Genomic DNA, 15,170 nt, shown 5'->3' on the forward strand with positions numbered 1-15,170 from the left:
GCGTCAGGCAGCCTTTGATCGCGCGGAGGCGGATGGTTTCCGCGCCGCCCTGCGCCTATCCATCATGATCGGCCGATAAGATCGATAGAGGATCATGGCGATCAGCAGGCCGATGTAGATAAATTGCTCCAGCGACAGGACCTTGGTCGACAGCGCGAAATGTAGGGCACCGCAGGCGGCGACGATATAGACCAGCCGGTGCAGCCAGATCCATTTCTTGCCGAGGCGCCTGATCGAGAAATTGTTGGAGGTCAGAGCCAGCACCAGCAGCATCACCAGCCCCGCCATGCCGAACATGATGAATGGCCGCTTCAGCACGTCGTCGATGACAGCCCCGACGTCGAGCGCCTGATCGAGGATCATGTAAACAGCCAGATGCATCAGCGCGTAGTAGAAACAGATGAGGCCGAGCGCGCGGCGATAGCGCAGATAATTCCAGCCGAACAGATCGCGCGCCGGGGTGACGGCTAGCGTCAGCAGCAGGAAGCGGATAGCCCAAAGCCCGAGGAACAGCTCGAAGGTCTTCACCGCGTCAGCGCCGAGCTGGTCCGTGGCGCCGAGATAGAACTCCCATGCCGCCGGTATCAGCCCGACGACATAGAGCGCCCAGACGGAGGCCGGTTGCCAGCGCTTGGGCAGGGCGAGAGAGACAACCATCAGAAATTCGCCCTCAGATCCATGCCGGCATAGAGGCTTGCGACCTGGTCGGCATAACCGTTGAAGGGCAGGGTGGGGTGGCGGTTAGCGCTGAAGAAGCCACCTTCGCCGATGCGCCGTTCTGTTGCCTGGCTCCAGCGCGGATGGTCGACCGCCGGATTGACGTTGGCGTAGAAGCCGTATTCCTGGCTGTTGGCGACCTGCCATGTATTCATCGGCTGCTTGTCGGTGAGCGTGATACGTACGATCGACTTGATGCCCTTGAAACCATATTTCCAGGGCACGACCAGACGGATCGGCGCGCCGTTCTGGTTCGGCAGCGTCTCGCCATAGAGCCCGACGGCGAGCAGCGTCAGCGGATTGCGCGCCTCATCTAGCCGCAGGCCTTCGACATAGGGCCAGTCCAGCGACTGGAGGAGCCCTGACTGCCCCGGCATTTCCGCGGGCCGCACGACCGTCTCGAAGGCGACGAATTTGGCGCTGCCGAGTGGCTCCACCTTGTCGAGCAGGGCCGAGAGCTGGAAGCCGTCCCAGGGAATGACCATCGACCAGGCCTCGACGCAGCGCATGCGGTAGACGCGCTCTTCCGGCGGGAACTCCTTGATCAGCGCATCGATATCGAATGTGCCGGGCTTGTTGACCATGCCATCGACCTTGACGGTCCACGGACGCGGTTTGAAATTGCCGGAAAGCTTCGCCGGATCGGCCTTGTCGAGACCGAATTCGTAGAAGTTATTATAGGTGGTGACATCCTTGATCGGTGTCAGCTTCTCGTCGACCGTATAATTGCTCTTGGTCGCGGTCAGCGGATCCGCCAGCGCACCCTTGCTGCTGGCAATGGCCAAGCCAGCGCCGGCTGCCGCCGCCGTCAGGAATTCCCGGCGCTTCAGGTAGACGGAGCGCGACGTGATCTCGGAGGAGGTGATCTTTGGCGGGCGATAGGAAGGCATGCTATAGTCCTTTCAGCGATCGTAGAGATGATACGACCTCTACGTACGGGACGCACGATTTGTTACGGTCTTACGCCGGTATTTCTTTCGAACGGAAACCAATTTTTTGTGTCTGTCCGTGATCGATCAAACGGCTTGCTCGCGTGTTCACGCGATTTGGCCGGTGAATGCGCCCGACAAACTGCCCGAGGCTGGGTTTGCCCTTGCAGCGTACCGGATTCGGCTGAGTTGATAGTGACAGTCCGGCGCGATTGGATTACGACAATTCCAAAAAGCAGGAATGTCGGCGCTCCCTTTGGGGCCGGCCGACGCCTCACAATTTCCGAGACGACGAGGAATACACCATGCCAGCTTATCGTTCCAGAACCACGACCCACGGCCGCAACATGGCGGGCGCGCGCGGCCTTTGGCGCGCGACGGGTATGAAGGACAGCGATTTCGGCAAGCCGATCATTGCGGTGGTCAACTCCTTCACCCAGTTCGTGCCCGGCCACGTCCACTTGAAGGATCTCGGCCAGCTCGTCGCGCGTGAAATCGAAGCGGCCGGCGGCGTCGCCAAGGAATTCAACACCATCGCCGTCGACGACGGCATCGCCATGGGCCATGACGGCATGCTCTATTCGCTGCCCTCGCGCGAGCTGATCGCCGACAGCGTCGAATACATGGTCAACGCCCATTGCGCCGACGCCATGGTCTGCATCTCCAACTGCGACAAGATCACCCCCGGTATGCTGATGGCGTCGCTGCGGCTCAACATCCCAACGGTCTTCGTTTCCGGCGGCCCGATGGAAGCGGGCAAGGTCGTCATGCATGGCAAGAGGGTCGCGCTCGATCTGGTCGACGCCATGGTTGCCGCAGCCGACGACAAGATTAGCGACGAGGACGTCGCGACGATCGAACGTTCGGCCTGTCCGACCTGCGGTTCCTGTTCCGGTATGTTCACCGCCAATTCCATGAACTGCCTGACGGAAGCGCTCGGCCTGTCGCTGCCCGGCAACGGCTCGACGCTCGCCACCCATTCGGACCGCAAGGAACTCTTCCTCGAGGCTGGTCGCCGGATCGTCGCTCTCGCGAAGCGCTACTACGAGCAGGACGATGTGACGGCATTGCCGCGGACAATCGCCAGCAAGGGTGCGTTCGAGAATGCCATGGCCCTCGACATCGCCATGGGTGGCTCGACCAACACCGTTCTGCATATCCTCGCGGCAGCGCACGAGGGTGAAATCGATTTCACCATGGATGACATCGATCGCCTGTCTCGGCGCGTTCCCTGCCTTTCCAAGGTGGCGCCGGCCAAGGCCGACGTTCACATGGAAGACGTGCATCGCGCCGGCGGCATCATGGCGATCCTCGGCGAGCTGAACCGTGCCGGACTGTTGAATGCCGATCTGCCGACCGTTCACGCCCCAACGCTGGGCGAGGCGTTGGCGCAATGGGATATCGCGGTGACCGACAACAAGGCGGCTCTGGAACTCTTCAGCGCGGCCCCTGGCGGTATCCCGACGCAGGTTGCCTTCAGCCAGAGCGCGCGCTGGGAAGAGCTTGATCTCGATCGTGAAAAGGGTGTCATCCGCGATGCCCAGCATCCCTTCTCCAAGGATGGCGGTCTCGCCGTCTTGAAGGGCAATCTGGCGCTCGACGGCTGCATCGTGAAGACCGCCGGTGTCGATGAATCAATCCTGAAGTTCTCCGGCCCGGCCAAGGTCTTCGAAAGCCAGGATTCGGCCGTCAAGGGCATCCTCAGCAACGAGGTCGTTGCCGGTGACGTCGTCGTCATCCGCTACGAAGGCCCGAAGGGCGGCCCGGGCATGCAGGAAATGCTCTATCCGACGAGCTATCTGAAGTCGAAGGGTCTCGGCAAGGCCTGCGCGTTGATCACCGACGGCCGCTTCTCCGGCGGCACCTCGGGTCTCTCCATCGGTCACGCTTCCCCGGAAGCGGCAAACGGCGGCACGATCGGTCTGGTGCGCGAAGGCGACATGATCGACATCGACATCCCGAACCGCACGATCAGCCTGCGCGTCGACGAGACGGAACTCGCCGCCCGTCGCGAAGCCCAGAACGCCAAGGGCTGGTTCCCGGCCGAAAAGCGCAAGCGTAATGTCACGACGGCACTGAAAGCCTATGCGGCCTTTGCGACCAGCGCGGACCGCGGTGCCGTCAGGGATTTGAGCGGGAAGTAATACTAAGTCCCTTCACCCCGCAAACGCGGGGAGAAGGTGGGCTGGATCAGTTGAGCGCAGCGAAATTGCTCCAGGTTGGATGAGGGGCCTTCTCAATATCAGCGGGGGCGGCAGGGTCTGCTGGACCCACGGTAGCCCCTCACCCTAGCCCTCTCCCCGCAGGCGGGGAGAGGGGACTATGGCGCCAGTTCGAGTCACCGCTCAGATCGGCCGATTGATCCTCTTATACGTCTCATCCAGCTCTTTCATCCGCTCCTGATAGGACGACGTCAAACACCCGACATCCGCTCCACACGCCTGCCGTTTCTTCAACCAGGCGGACTGTTCATCCTGCAGCGTGCCACGCGAACCCATGGCGAGCAGGCAGGAGAGCAGGTCGAAGGTCGTCACCATCTTCACGTCGGCATCGTTGAGCGCCCTGACATCGCAGATCGTCTTTTCGTCCGGCTGCAGATTTTGCGCGTCGCAATTGAAGCTCGCGGCCCGAGATGTGGCGAGTGTGCCGAGGAGGGTGAGTGAGGTGATGAGGAAGGCTGCTGCCAGGCTGTTTGGTCGCATGAGGTCACTCCATCTGTCGATTTCCGAAGTGAAATGCGCAATCACATAGTTTTGTTCATTCCACCTGTTTTTCGTACACGCGCACGACCATCTATGCTTCATGCTTCCGCCCTCTTTTCTTTCTAGCGTCGGGCGCTACAACGTTGTTTCAAGAGCATTTAAAAAGGAAAATTCCATGCAGGTCCTGCTGAAGCGCACCGCCGTTTCGATGATTGCCCTCATCATGGCGATGCCGCTTTCCGCCGCGGCGCAGACTGCGAAGTCGGTGCCGGAAAGCCAGATGCAAATGCAGCTGTCGTTCGCGCCGCTGGTCAAGCAGACGGCCGGCGCGGTGGTCAACGTCTATGCCGAGCGGGTGGTGCAGCGGCAATCGCCCTTTGCCGGCGATCCCTTCTTCGAGCAGTTCTTCGGCCAGCGCATGCCGAATCGTACGGAGAAGCAATCTTCTCTGGGTTCCGGCGTTATCGTCGAGGCGAACGGCACCGTCATCACCAATAACCACGTCGTCGATGGCGCCGATGATATCAAGATCGCCCTGTCGGACGGCCGCGAATTCCCGTGCAAGGTCATCCTGAAGGATGACCGGGTCGATCTCGCGGTGTTGAAGATCCAGTCGAAGAACGAGACTTTCCCGATCCTGCCGCTGGGCAATTCCGATGGTGTCGAAGTCGGCGATCTTGTGCTGGCGATCGGCAATCCCTTCGGTGTCGGCCAGACGGTGACGAGCGGTATCGTCTCGGCGCTGGCCCGCAACCAGGTGAAGAACGAGGTCGGCTTCTTTATCCAGACCGACGCCTCGATCAATCCCGGCAATTCCGGCGGCGCGCTCGCGAATATGAGCGGCGAGCTCATCGGCCTTAACACGGCGATCTTCTCGCAGGGCGGTGGTTCCAACGGCATCGGTTTTGCCATCCCCGCCAATCTGGTCAAGGTTTTCCTTGCTGCCGCGGATCGTGGCGACAAGACCTTCGATCGACCCTATATCGGCGCCTCCTTCGAACCGGTGACCTCGGACGTTGCCGAAGCGCTCGGCCTCGACAAGGTGCGCGGTGCGTTGGTGACCAAGGTGATTGACGGTGGGCCGGCGGCGAAGGCCGGTCTGAAACCGGGCGAGGTCGTCACTGCCCTCAACAATATCCCCGTCGAACATCCGGATGCATTGGGCTATCGCCTGACGACGGCGGGCCTTGGCGCTACAGTGACATTGACGGTGCTCGATGGTGGCAAGGAGCATGAGGCGAGCATGACGCTGGCGGCGGCACCCGAAAGCACGCCGCGCGACGAAAAGCTGATCGAGGGCAACAATCCCTTCGCCGGCGTGACGGTTGCCAATCTTTCGCCGCGGGTTGCCGATGAACTGCACCTGCCGCCGGATACAGTCGGTGTTGTCGTCGAGGGCCTGAAGGCGAATTCACCGGCCGATCGCGTTGGTTTCGCGCCGAAGGATATCATTATTTCGGTCAATGGCGTCGCCATCGCCACGACCGACATGCTACAGCAGACCGTTGGCGGCAATCCAAGCTTCTGGCGCGTCGAGATCGAACGTGATGGCCAGCGCATACGGCAGTTTTTCCGATGAGTGATGACTTGTTTGCACCGAAGATACCGGAAGGGGTCGCCAGCAAGCGGCCTCTCGCCGATCGTCTGCGGCCGCAAACCTTGGCTGATGTCACCGGTCAGGCACACCTGACCGGTGAAGATGGCGCACTGCGGCGGATGATCGAGTCCGGCTCGCTGGGCTCGATGATCTTCTGGGGGCCGCCCGGCACCGGCAAGACGACGGTGGCGCGGCTGCTGTCGGGCGAGGCGGGCCTGGCCTTCGAGCAGATCTCGGCAATCTTCTCCGGTGTCGCGGACCTCAAGAAAATGTTCGAAACCGCGCGCCTGCGCCGCATGGATGGCCGGCAGACGCTGCTGTTCGTCGACGAGATTCATCGCTTCAACCGCGCCCAGCAGGACAGCTTCCTGCCCGTGATGGAGGACGGCACCGTCATTCTCGTGGGGGCCACGACCGAGAACCCGTCGTTCGAACTCAACGCCGCTCTTTTGTCCCGCGCCCGCGTCCTGACGTTTCGCTCGCATGACGAGGAAAGCCTGGCGGAGCTGCTGAGCCGTGCCGAGAAGACCGAAGGCAAGCCGCTGCCGCTGACCGAGGATGCTCGCGCCAGCCTGATCCGCATGGCGGATGGCGACGGCCGCTCGGTACTGACGCTGGCCGAGGAAGTCTGGCGCGCCGCCCGCAAGGACGAGCTTTTCGATCCGGACGCGCTGGTAAAGATCGTGCAGCGCCGCGCGCCGGTCTATGACAAGGCACAGGACGGCCATTACAATCTGATTTCGGCGCTGCATAAATCCGTGCGCGGTTCCGATCCCGATGCGGCGCTCTACTATCTCGCCCGCATGTTCGATGCCGGCGAGGACCCGCTCTATCTCGGGCGGCGGCTGGTGCGGATGGCAGTGGAGGATATCGGGCTTGCCGATCCGCAGGCGCTGGTGATCTGCAACGCCGCCAAGGATGCCTATGATTATCTTGGCTCGCCCGAGGGGGAGTTGGCGCTGGCGCAGGCCTGCGTCTATCTCGCCACCGCCCCGAAGTCGAACGCCCTCTACACCGCCTTCAAGGCTGCGACGCAAGCGGCCAAGGAAAACGGCTCGCTGTTGCCGCCCAAGCAGATCCTCAATGCGCCGACGAAGCTGATGCGCACGGAAGGTTACGGCGACGGCTATCGCTACGATCACGACGAGCCGGATGCCTTTTCAGGCCAGAACTACTTTCCGGAAAAGATGGGGCGCCAGACCTTTTACGATCCGCCTGAGCGCGGCTTCGAGCGCGAAATCCGCAAACGGCTGGACTGGTGGGCAAAGCTGCGCAAGGAGCGCGGCGAGCGGTAGGCTAGATATCACCTGTTGGTGACGGTCTACGCTCCGGTCTTCTGCATGCGTGGCGCAGGCGTCTTGTCGATCATCTTGACGCTCGACTCTGCCAGGCCGTTATGGCCTTCCATGTCGACCACCAGATGCCAATGGCCAGTCTCCGGTATCGTCAGCTGGATCGGCGATTTCTTGGCAACACCACCGATGAATTGATGTTTTAGGGTTTCCGTAAAGCGCTGGAAATTGGAGCTGCTCATCAGCCGGACATTGGCGATGGCCGACAGCGTGATCTCGATCACGGTTCCGGCACGCTGCTCCTTGAGATCGTAGTGGCTGTAACGGAACAGGCTTCGACATTGCGCTTTCACTCTGATTGCACCCGGCCGCTATTTTACCCAAGCGTGGGTTAAGGAAGCGTTGGCCGGGTGCGCGAGATGGTCGAAGACTATCGGGAATTGCGACGTCTTAATGCAGGTTGGGGAACGGTATGACGAGGCCGTTGAGATCGAGAATCGAGCCTTCGGGGGCGCGGCAGATATCGGCTGGATTATGATTGCATTCTTCCGCCGCGAAATGCAGCGCTGCCGCTTCGTTGGCGAACAGGCCACCGACGAGACCCTGCCGGTCCTGGACGATCCAGGTGCCGCGCCGGTCGCGACCGACGGTGAAGCGAGCGGGTGCCGGGGAAACGGCCATATGAGCCGTGCGGCGCTGGATATGTTGTGCGTTTGCCATGATTTTCTCTCGTAAATTCGCTTCGGTAGGCTCAGTTGACGGCCCAGTGCATCAGCACCTGGACGACGCCGGCGGCGAGAACGACGAGGGCAAGCCGCGGCGCGATGGCGAGAAGGCCGTCTTGCAGCGCATGCGAACGGGCCGGGCGTATCCGCGAGGGTTGGAGCGGGTCGGCGGCAGCGCCGTATTCTATGTAGCGTGACATCATAATTCCTTTCCAAGCGTCACCGGCGCTGTTGTCGATCTTGACCGACGCGAGCGCCACGTACTCAAATCTATGTGTCATGCGGTAGGATTTCCATTTGACAGGAAAGGCTAAAATATAAAAATCTCATAGGGATAGAGCACTTTTATAATCCCAGGCGGAAAGTCAGCGGCGCGGGAGCGCGGTGATCGCAATCCAGTCGAAGAGAAGCGATGGCCGTCTGGATTGCTGCATCCGTTTCCGCCTCGACGCCGGTCAACGGCAAGCGCACATCGGGGTTCATATCCTTCATCAAGGCCAGTGCGTGTTTCACTGTCGCCGGGTCACTTTCGCGCAAGAGTGCGGTGAACAACAGCCGCAGCCGGCCCTCGATCAGCCGCGCCGCCGCCAGATGGTCACATCCAGCTGACATCTGCATGGAGTGGTAGAGACGCGGTACGATATTGGCGGCGCTGGAAAACGATCCGCGTCCACCGGCAATGGTGAAGGCAAGCGCCGTCGCATCATGTGTCGAATAGAGCCCGATCCATTCCGGCAGCAACGGCCGCCAGGCACCGATGCGCGTGACGTCGCCGCTGCCGTCGGCAACGCCGATGACGGTGGGGATTTCTGCCAGTCGCGCGACCGTCATTGGCGTCAGGTCGACGGCGGTATGGGAAGGAAGGTTATGGATGATCAACGGCAGGTCGGTACTCTCGGCTACCCGCTCGAAGTGATGGACGATGCCCTTCTGGGTGGGCTTGGAATAATAGGGAAGGGTGACAAAGGCGGCATCGGCGCCAAGCTTTTCAGCCTGCTGCGTCTCCTCGATGGTCGTTGCCGTATCGTTGGTGCCCGTGGCAACGATGACCGGAACTCGCCCCTCCGCCAGCTCGACGCAGATCTCGATGATCCGCGCCCGCTCGGCTTCGTCAAGCACCGGTCCTTCGCCGGTCAGCGAACAGGCGAGCAGCCCGTCGATGCCGCTGAGCAATTGCCATTCTACGTGGGCCATCAAACCGACGCTATCGAGCGCGCCATCGCGAAATGGTGTGACGAGCGCGGTGATCGCGCCGCCAATGCGCCTTTGCAAGACCGTTTTCGTCATGATCCAGTGGCCGCTTAGAGATAGTGCAGCACGATGAAGAGCTCGAGGGCGCCAAGCAGCAGCCCGAAGGCGAACATCGCATAGAAGGTGCGCTTCTCGCGGACCTGCCGGTTGCGGAGCCGGCGTTTCGGCTGGACCTTGCCGGCAGGGGCGGAAGCGGCAACGCGATGGTGTCGCTTGTCGCTGTCGTGGACAAGAAAGCGGACGGACTCGGTCAGGTTGGGTGAATGTGTGTCAAGCATGGCGTCTACCTCTGCATTCGACCCGGATGCTAACGCCGGTCGGCATAGGAAATCCATTCGCGGCAAGAGGCGAAAAAATAAGTGGGATATAAAGACGCGGATGCTTTGGAGGTGAGGCTGATGTCGTGGGCCAGTCTCGTGGTTCTAGGACGGGTGACGGCTACTCCGCCGCCCGCAAATTCTCCTGGTCCAATTGCGTCACCAACGCCAGGATCGTCGCCGAGGTTGGCGTTGGCACGCCCGTCAGCTTGCCGAGCGAAACGACGGTGCCGACCAGTGGTGTGATTTCCAGCGCCTTGCCGGCCAGCAGATCCTGCAGCATGGAGGTGCGCACCGGGCCGATGTGACGGGAGCGCTCCAGGCGCTCCTCGATGGAGATCGCCAGGCGTGAACCCAGGGCTTCAGCGACCGACTTCACCTCGTTCATCACCTGGCCGACCATGGCCGACAAAGCAGGGTCCGCCATGATGTCCGACATCCGCGCCCGTGTCAGCGCGCTGATCGGATTGAAGGCGGCGTTGCCCATCAGCTTGCTCCAGATCTCGTCGCGGATGCGCGGTGAGATCGAGATGTTGACGCCCGCCTGCTTCAGCAGGGCCGCGATCGCTTCGATGTCGCCCGAGGTCTCGCCGGACGGTTCACCAAGAATGAAATGGCCGTTGTTGCTGAGCTCGATTTCGCCGGGATTGATGACCTCCGCGCCCTGATAGGCAACGCAGCCAATGATGCGTCGAGGGCCGATCACGCGCCAGAGATCGCCGTTCGGGTCGAGTTCCTCCATCTGGCGCTCTGCATGGCCGCTTTGCTGGTCCCGATGAAAATACCACCAGGGTATGCCGTTCAGGATCATCATGACGCGCGTGCCGGCATGCAGCAGCTTGGCAATGCCGGGCACCGCCGCGCCGAGCTGGTGGCCCTTTAGCCCCGTTATAACCAGATCCTGTGGCGGCAGTTCTGCCGCATCGGCGGTCGCCGTTACCTGAGCCACGAGCGGCTTGTCTGCCTCGGCTTCCCAGAGACGGATGCCCTGCTTGCGAATGCCATCCAGATGCGCGCCGCGTGCGATGACGGAAATGCGTGCCTGTTCTCCAAGCCCCAAAGCCAGTTTTGCCGCAATTGCGCCGCCGAGCGCTCCGGCGCCGTAAATACAGATATTCTTGAGGGGGGAGGATGTCATGGCCTTGATCTCCGGATCAGTCGCGATTGGAGCAAATTAGGCGATCTTGATGATTTGGCGAGCGGTTTATTGAGGCCTGTGACAAAAATCGGGGCCTTTGCCGCCCGCCGCAGGAGCTTCCGGCGCGGCATTGCCCTTTCGGGCTATTCTTTACCACAATCCCGTTTTAACTTCGCCGGTACTGCTCTGGACCAGGGACAACCGGTGCGATATCGGTCTATCACTAGTCCTTCTAAAGTTGACGGTTTCGTCGGGGAAGATCATTGCGTTTTGAAGCCTTAAACCGCCTTTGGGAGACCGTTCGGGAGACCAGCCATGATTTTCGGGCCTCGACCGATGTGTTTCCCGTCGTCGATATAGAGAAGCTGAGCACGACGCTCAGCCTGAAAGAGAAGGGTGTGGCCGCTGGCGGGCTCAACCGGCCGGGGCCGAACGCGCAATCCCTCGACGAGACCGAGCAGCATGTCGTCGGCTGGGTCGAAGCGGAGAAGAAAAGCTCCCATCAGGTCCTTGAGGACCAATTCCAGACCTTCGACAGCCGCCTGCGCAATCTCGATTTCGAAGGGCAGTTCGGGCTGATCCGCCAGGCAAATGCGTCGAGCATTTCGGATTTCAAGGCGGAGGTTGCGAGCGGCGTTGATGAATTGCATGGCCTGCGCCGCAGTCTGAAGACCGCCGAGGATGAATTGGTGGACTTCAAGTCGAGGCACAAGTTGCAGCGCGCCGCGAAGATTTCCAGCAGAGCCGCCTGGGGCTTCAAGGTGGCGCTGATCGTCTTTCTCATCCTGATCGAGATGGTGATGAACGGCAGCTTCCTTGCCAAGGGAAGCGAGCAGGGTGTCGTCGGCGGCGTGACGGAAGCGGCGGCATTCGCCTTCCTGAACATCGGCGCGGCGCTGATGTTTTCCTTCTTCTGCGTCCGCTTCCTTGTGCACCGGTCGATTCTTCTGAAGCTGCTCGGGTTGCTTGGACTGGTCGCCTATGTTGCCGTGGCATTGGCGATCAATATCGCGCTGGCGCATTATCGTGAGGTGTCGGCAACCATTCTTTCCGGTGCCGGCGTGGAGGTGATGCAACGGCTGAAGACGGCGCCGCTCGGCCTGCAGGAGCTGAATTCCTGGATGCTGTTTGCCGTCGGCCTGATGTTCTCGCTCGTTGCCTTCATCGATGGCTGTTACCTGACCGATCCCTATCCGGGCTTTGCCGGGGTGCAGAAGCGCCTCGACGCGGCGAGAAGCAGCTATATCGACCGCAAGCTCGATCTGATCGACGATCTCCGGGATATCCGCGACGAACATAATAGCAAGATCGAGGCGATCATCCGCGATCTCAGCATGCGTCGGCAGGAGACCGCCGCCATCATCGCCCACCGTGCCCGGACGGCTGGCCTCTTCGCCGAACATCAGAACCATCTCGAGCGCACCGCCAACACGCTCCTGACCATTTATCGCGAGGCCAATAGAGGCGCGCGCACGGAGCCGGAGCCGGCCTATTTCGCCTCCCGCTATCAGCTTGAGCGGCTGGTGCCGGTGCTGCATAGCAACGAGGAGTGGGACGACAAATTGCTTGGCGAACGCATCCAGAGCGCGCAGGCCGAATTGAGTGAGCAGATCAAGCGGATCGGCGACGAATTCGAGAGCGCCATCGAGAAGTATCACAAGCTCGACAATCTTTTCCCGGAGAGCACCATTGGCGCGACGCAAGCGGCGTAGCCGGAGCGGCGGCTCGGCGGGTCTGATCATCGCAACGGTATGCCTTGCCGTCCTGTCGCTCGGCATCGTCGGCGCTTATGGCTGGCTGCGCTACAAGGCGAATGCCAATGTTGCGGTCGATCAGGCATCGCTTTGCCCGGTGGACGGACCGAAATCGGAAACGGCAATCCTGCTCGACGTCACCGATCCGATTTCGGATACGACGGCGCTCGACCTGCGCAACCAGTTCCAGAAGATCGTCGCCGACGTGCCCGTCGGCGGCGCAATCGACATCTACGCGCTGACAGCGAAGGAGGGCGAGCTTATCCAGACCTTCCACGGCTGCAATCCCGGAAGCGGCGCCAACGTCGATGAATGGACCAGCAATCCGCGGCTGGCGCAGGCCCGTTGGGAGAAAGGCTTCCAGAAGCCGCTTGCCGATATCGCTGGCAAGCTGAGCGTCGGCGAGGCGGGCAAGCTATCGCCGATCATGGCCGCGATCCAGAAGATCAACCTGGAGGTCTTCGCGAGCGCTACCCCGGGTACGCCGAAGCACCTCTACATCGCGTCCGACATGCTGGAGCACACCGACGCCTTCTCGAACTATCGCGATGGCGCTTCTTATCCGAAATTTCAGGCGAGCCCCGCGCGCGACAAGTACCGGACATCACTGGATGGTGTCATGATCAGGATCCTTGCCTTTCAAAGGCCGAATACGAAGTTCAGCATGGAGGATCTTGCGAATTTCTGGGCGCAGTGGATCAAGAACAACAATGGCTATTTCGACGGCTTCGTTCGATTGGAAGGGATACGCTGATGGCCGAGGCTGAGGCAAGGTTCGCCATGCGCGACTACGGGCCGATGGTCCTCTTTGCCTCCACCACCGTCGGCGGCATGATCTTCATCTGGACATCGAAGCTTTTGGACTGGCCGCTGCCGGTTGTCACCGGCGTGCCGCTGTTGCTGATGGCGATCTATTTCGTCGCTTCGCTGGCCTTCGCCGGGTTCCGCCTCCAGAACGAGCAGACGGGCGACAATCTCTACTACATGGGCTTCCTGTTCACCCTGTCGAGCCTGGGTGTCTCGCTCTATCTTTTCGCCGGCGAGACCTCGATCGAGACGATCGTGCGCAATTTCGGCATCGCCGTCACCTCGACCATCGCTGGCGTGACACTGCGCATTTTCTTCAACCAGATGCGGCGCGATCCGATCGACATCGAGCGCAGTACGCGCCATGAACTGGCCGAGATGACGCGGCGTGTGCGTACGGAACTTGATGCTTCCTCGCGCGAATTCTCCCACTATCGGCGCGTCAGCCAGCAAATGTTGTCGGAGGGGTTCGAGGAGATCGGGCGCCAGGCCGAGCGCAACGGCGAGGAGATCCAGAAGATCCTCGAGGTCCTGGCGAAACAGGCGGTCAAGCCGATCAATGAGGCGGCGGCGCAGCTCACTGAAACGACCTCTCAACTATCCGAGATCATCGGCAAATTCGGCACCGCCGTCGAAACCGTCGGCAAAAAGCTCGAGGATATCCGCGCGCCGGAAGACGTGGTCCGGGCCGAGCTTGCGCCGGCCATCGCCGCCATCAAGGACCTGGCCGAGGCACAATTACAGCCGCTGCGGAATATCGAGCGGACGCTGAGCCGGATCGCCGATCTGCCGGGACGGCCATTATCGCCGGAGCTCAAATTGGTCGATCAGCAGCCGGAGAAAATATCCGGTGCCGAGGCTGTGTCCGCGCATAAGGAGGCGCTCTCCGGGACGGTGGGGCGCAAACGTCGGTGGCATCTATGGTGATACGCGCCACGGACGCCAAGCCGAAGCTGGAACATAAGGGCTATAATCGCGGCCTCATCCTCGGCTTGACCATGGCCGAATCCATGCTGCTGCTGGTCTTCTGCCTGCTGCTGGTCGCGGCGGCAATGATTTCGCAGGAGCGGAGCCAACGCCATGAGGCAGAGCGCAAATTGAAGGAGGCGGAGCAGCAGCTTGTTCTTCTGGAGCAGAAGCGATCCGAACAAAGTTGGCTCATCGTGCAACTGCAAAAGCAGCTTAAGTCGGGTGACCTTTCGCCGGCGGATCAGGCGAAGCTGGAAAAGGAATGGCGCGAGCTGGTCCTGGCGCGCGAGACACTGGACAGTCTCAACGCGGAGGGAACGACATCAGAGGATCTGCGCGAACTTGCCAAGGTTGGCGAGGTGTTAAAGCAGCATGGTGTCGATCTTGCAAAAGCGCCCGACGAGGTGAACAAGCTCCTGGCGGGAGGGCTTGGCGGGACGGCCCCCCACGAGTGGCCGCCGATCATCAATCTCGAGGACGTCAGGACGAACTATTTCCAGTCGGGCAGCACTGAATTGACCAAGACCTTCGTGCAGTTGCTCGACACCACGGTTGTCAATGAGATTGCCGGCAATCTGAGCGCCTATGGAGCCAACATTGTCGAGGTGATCGGCCATACGGACGAACAGCCGGTAGCACGAAGAACCTCCAATCTCGACGATACGCTGATCGGCGCCATGGATGGCAGGTTGCCAATATCGGCCGTCGCGCCGGCCGACAATGCCGGGCTGGGGCTGGCGCGTGCCATCGCCGTCGCCAATGTGCTGAAGGCCAATCCCAAGCTGAAGAATGCCACGATACTGCCGATGTCAGCCGCCCAGCTGATCCTGCCGGGCGATACGATCTCGGCGGGGCAGGCGGGTGCGGTGGAAACCCGCCGCCGCATCGAGATCCGTGTGCGCGGCAGGACGACGCCGGTCGCCGTGATAGATGGCACTGCAGCGCTGCCCGTCAACCTGCACTGAACGGTTT

Annotated in this window: 16 protein-coding genes; 7 read left to right on the forward strand and 9 right to left on the reverse strand. The window is 61.2% G+C overall.

Annotation, left to right across the window (positions count from 1 at the left end):
- Nucleotides 1–3: 3 nt before the first annotated feature.
- Nucleotides 4–660, reverse strand: a complete 657-nt coding sequence (msrQ, locus tag EX00_RS04080) for a protein-methionine-sulfoxide reductase heme-binding subunit MsrQ (protein WP_155294017.1) — start codon at nucleotides 658–660, stop codon at nucleotides 4–6.
- Nucleotides 657–1,607, reverse strand: a complete 951-nt coding sequence (gene msrP / locus EX00_RS04085) for a protein-methionine-sulfoxide reductase catalytic subunit MsrP (protein ID WP_047454429.1) — start codon at nucleotides 1,605–1,607, stop codon at nucleotides 657–659. The genes msrQ and msrP overlap by 4 nt, the downstream gene beginning before the upstream one ends.
- Before the next feature lie 344 nt (nucleotides 1,608–1,951).
- Between msrP and ilvD the strand changes: the two genes are divergently transcribed.
- The gene (ilvD, locus tag EX00_RS04090; protein WP_047454430.1) at nucleotides 1,952–3,790 is read left to right on the forward strand and encodes a dihydroxy-acid dehydratase; all 1,839 of its coding nucleotides are present in this window, start codon (nucleotides 1,952–1,954) and stop codon (nucleotides 3,788–3,790) included.
- Between the two features lie 201 nt (nucleotides 3,791–3,991).
- On the opposite strand, the gene EX00_RS04095 is transcribed toward ilvD, so the two are convergent.
- On the reverse strand, nucleotides 3,992–4,348 hold the full coding sequence (locus EX00_RS04095; protein WP_047454432.1) for a lysozyme inhibitor LprI family protein: 357 nt from the start codon (nucleotides 4,346–4,348) through the stop codon (nucleotides 3,992–3,994).
- Nucleotides 4,349–4,523: 175 nt separating this feature from the next.
- Here EX00_RS04095 and EX00_RS04100 point away from each other — a divergent pair, with 175 nt between their 5' ends.
- Together EX00_RS04100 and EX00_RS04105 are read left to right on the forward strand one after the other, a co-directional pair.
- Nucleotides 4,524–5,927: a DegQ family serine endoprotease gene (locus EX00_RS04100; protein WP_047454437.1), complete on the forward strand. Its 1,404-nt coding sequence runs from the start codon at nucleotides 4,524–4,526 to the stop codon at nucleotides 5,925–5,927.
- On the forward strand, nucleotides 5,924–7,240 hold the full coding sequence (locus EX00_RS04105; RefSeq protein ID WP_047454442.1) for a replication-associated recombination protein A: 1,317 nt from the start codon (nucleotides 5,924–5,926) through the stop codon (nucleotides 7,238–7,240). Before EX00_RS04100 ends, EX00_RS04105 begins: the two co-directional genes overlap by 4 nt.
- A gap of 26 nt (nucleotides 7,241–7,266) precedes the next feature.
- On the opposite strand, the gene EX00_RS04110 is transcribed toward EX00_RS04105, so the two are convergent.
- The 6 genes from EX00_RS04110 to EX00_RS04135 form a co-directional block, all read right to left on the reverse strand.
- Nucleotides 7,267–7,590, reverse strand: a complete 324-nt coding sequence (locus tag EX00_RS04110; protein WP_234708972.1) for a DUF1883 domain-containing protein — start codon at nucleotides 7,588–7,590, stop codon at nucleotides 7,267–7,269.
- Between the two features lie 97 nt (nucleotides 7,591–7,687).
- Complete coding sequence (locus EX00_RS04115) at nucleotides 7,688–7,957, reverse strand: hypothetical protein (RefSeq protein WP_047454443.1); 270 nt, start codon at nucleotides 7,955–7,957, stop codon at nucleotides 7,688–7,690.
- A gap of 31 nt (nucleotides 7,958–7,988) precedes the next feature.
- Entirely contained in the window at nucleotides 7,989–8,243 is a 255-nt protein-coding gene (locus tag EX00_RS04120; protein ID WP_155294018.1) for a hypothetical protein, read from the reverse strand.
- Between the two features lie 64 nt (nucleotides 8,244–8,307).
- Nucleotides 8,308–9,249 carry a 4-hydroxy-tetrahydrodipicolinate synthase gene (gene dapA, locus EX00_RS04125; protein ID WP_047454447.1) on the reverse strand — a complete coding sequence of 314 codons (942 nt, stop codon included), beginning with the start codon at nucleotides 9,247–9,249 and terminating at the stop codon, nucleotides 8,308–8,310.
- Between the two features lie 14 nt (nucleotides 9,250–9,263).
- The gene (locus EX00_RS04130; RefSeq protein WP_047454449.1) at nucleotides 9,264–9,491 is read right to left on the reverse strand and encodes a hypothetical protein; all 228 of its coding nucleotides are present in this window, start codon (nucleotides 9,489–9,491) and stop codon (nucleotides 9,264–9,266) included.
- A 160-nt stretch (nucleotides 9,492–9,651) separates the two neighbouring features.
- A complete protein-coding gene (locus EX00_RS04135; protein WP_047454451.1) occupies nucleotides 9,652–10,668 on the reverse strand; it encodes a ketopantoate reductase family protein in 1,017 nt (338 codons plus the stop codon).
- A 263-nt stretch (nucleotides 10,669–10,931) separates the two neighbouring features.
- Here EX00_RS04135 and EX00_RS04140 point away from each other — a divergent pair, with 263 nt between their 5' ends.
- The 4 genes from EX00_RS04140 to EX00_RS04155 are packed head-to-tail and all read left to right on the forward strand — an operon-like array spanning nucleotide 10,932 to nucleotide 15,163.
- A complete protein-coding gene (locus EX00_RS04140; protein ID WP_047454453.1) occupies nucleotides 10,932–12,380 on the forward strand; it encodes a hypothetical protein in 1,449 nt (482 codons plus the stop codon).
- Nucleotides 12,358–13,176, forward strand: a complete 819-nt coding sequence (locus tag EX00_RS04145) for a hypothetical protein (RefSeq protein WP_047454455.1) — start codon at nucleotides 12,358–12,360, stop codon at nucleotides 13,174–13,176. The genes EX00_RS04140 and EX00_RS04145 overlap by 23 nt, the downstream gene beginning before the upstream one ends.
- On the forward strand, nucleotides 13,176–14,156 hold the full coding sequence (locus EX00_RS04150; protein WP_047454457.1) for a membrane protein: 981 nt from the start codon (nucleotides 13,176–13,178) through the stop codon (nucleotides 14,154–14,156). Before EX00_RS04145 ends, EX00_RS04150 begins: the two co-directional genes overlap by 1 nt.
- Complete coding sequence (locus EX00_RS04155; RefSeq protein ID WP_047454459.1) at nucleotides 14,150–15,163, forward strand: OmpA family protein; 1,014 nt, start codon at nucleotides 14,150–14,152, stop codon at nucleotides 15,161–15,163. The genes EX00_RS04150 and EX00_RS04155 overlap by 7 nt, the downstream gene beginning before the upstream one ends.
- Nucleotides 15,164–15,170: the final 7 nt, after the last annotated feature.

It is taken from the genome of Martinezella rhizogenes (assembly GCF_000799715.1).
Taxonomy (GTDB): Bacteria; Pseudomonadota; Alphaproteobacteria; order Rhizobiales; family Rhizobiaceae; genus Rhizobium; species Rhizobium rhizogenes_C.

Bases quoted from the DNA above. Each gene is read 5' to 3' on its own strand.
- EX00_RS04120 (WP_155294018.1), bottom strand. From the start codon at position 8,243: ATGACACATAGATTTGAGTACGTGGCGCTCGCGTCGGTCAAGATCGAC.
- EX00_RS04130 (WP_047454449.1), bottom strand. From the start codon at position 9,491: ATGCTTGACACACATTCACCCAACCTGACCGAGTCCGTCCGCTTTCTT.
- dapA (WP_047454447.1), bottom strand. From the start codon at position 9,249: ATGACGAAAACGGTCTTGCAAAGGCGCATTGGCGGCGCGATCACCGCG.
- EX00_RS04150 (WP_047454457.1), top strand. From the start codon at position 13,176: ATGGCCGAGGCTGAGGCAAGGTTCGCCATGCGCGACTACGGGCCGATG.
- EX00_RS04155 (WP_047454459.1), top strand. From the start codon at position 14,150: ATGGTGATACGCGCCACGGACGCCAAGCCGAAGCTGGAACATAAGGGC.
- ilvD (WP_047454430.1), top strand. From the start codon at position 1,952: ATGCCAGCTTATCGTTCCAGAACCACGACCCACGGCCGCAACATGGCG.
- EX00_RS04095 (WP_047454432.1), bottom strand. From the start codon at position 4,348: ATGCGACCAAACAGCCTGGCAGCAGCCTTCCTCATCACCTCACTCACC.
- EX00_RS04115 (WP_047454443.1), bottom strand. From the start codon at position 7,957: ATGGCAAACGCACAACATATCCAGCGCCGCACGGCTCATATGGCCGTT.
- EX00_RS04135 (WP_047454451.1), bottom strand. From the start codon at position 10,668: ATGACATCCTCCCCCCTCAAGAATATCTGTATTTACGGCGCCGGAGCG.
- EX00_RS04100 (WP_047454437.1), top strand. From the start codon at position 4,524: ATGCAGGTCCTGCTGAAGCGCACCGCCGTTTCGATGATTGCCCTCATC.
- msrP (WP_047454429.1), bottom strand. From the start codon at position 1,607: ATGCCTTCCTATCGCCCGCCAAAGATCACCTCCTCCGAGATCACGTCG.
- EX00_RS04105 (WP_047454442.1), top strand. From the start codon at position 5,924: ATGAGTGATGACTTGTTTGCACCGAAGATACCGGAAGGGGTCGCCAGC.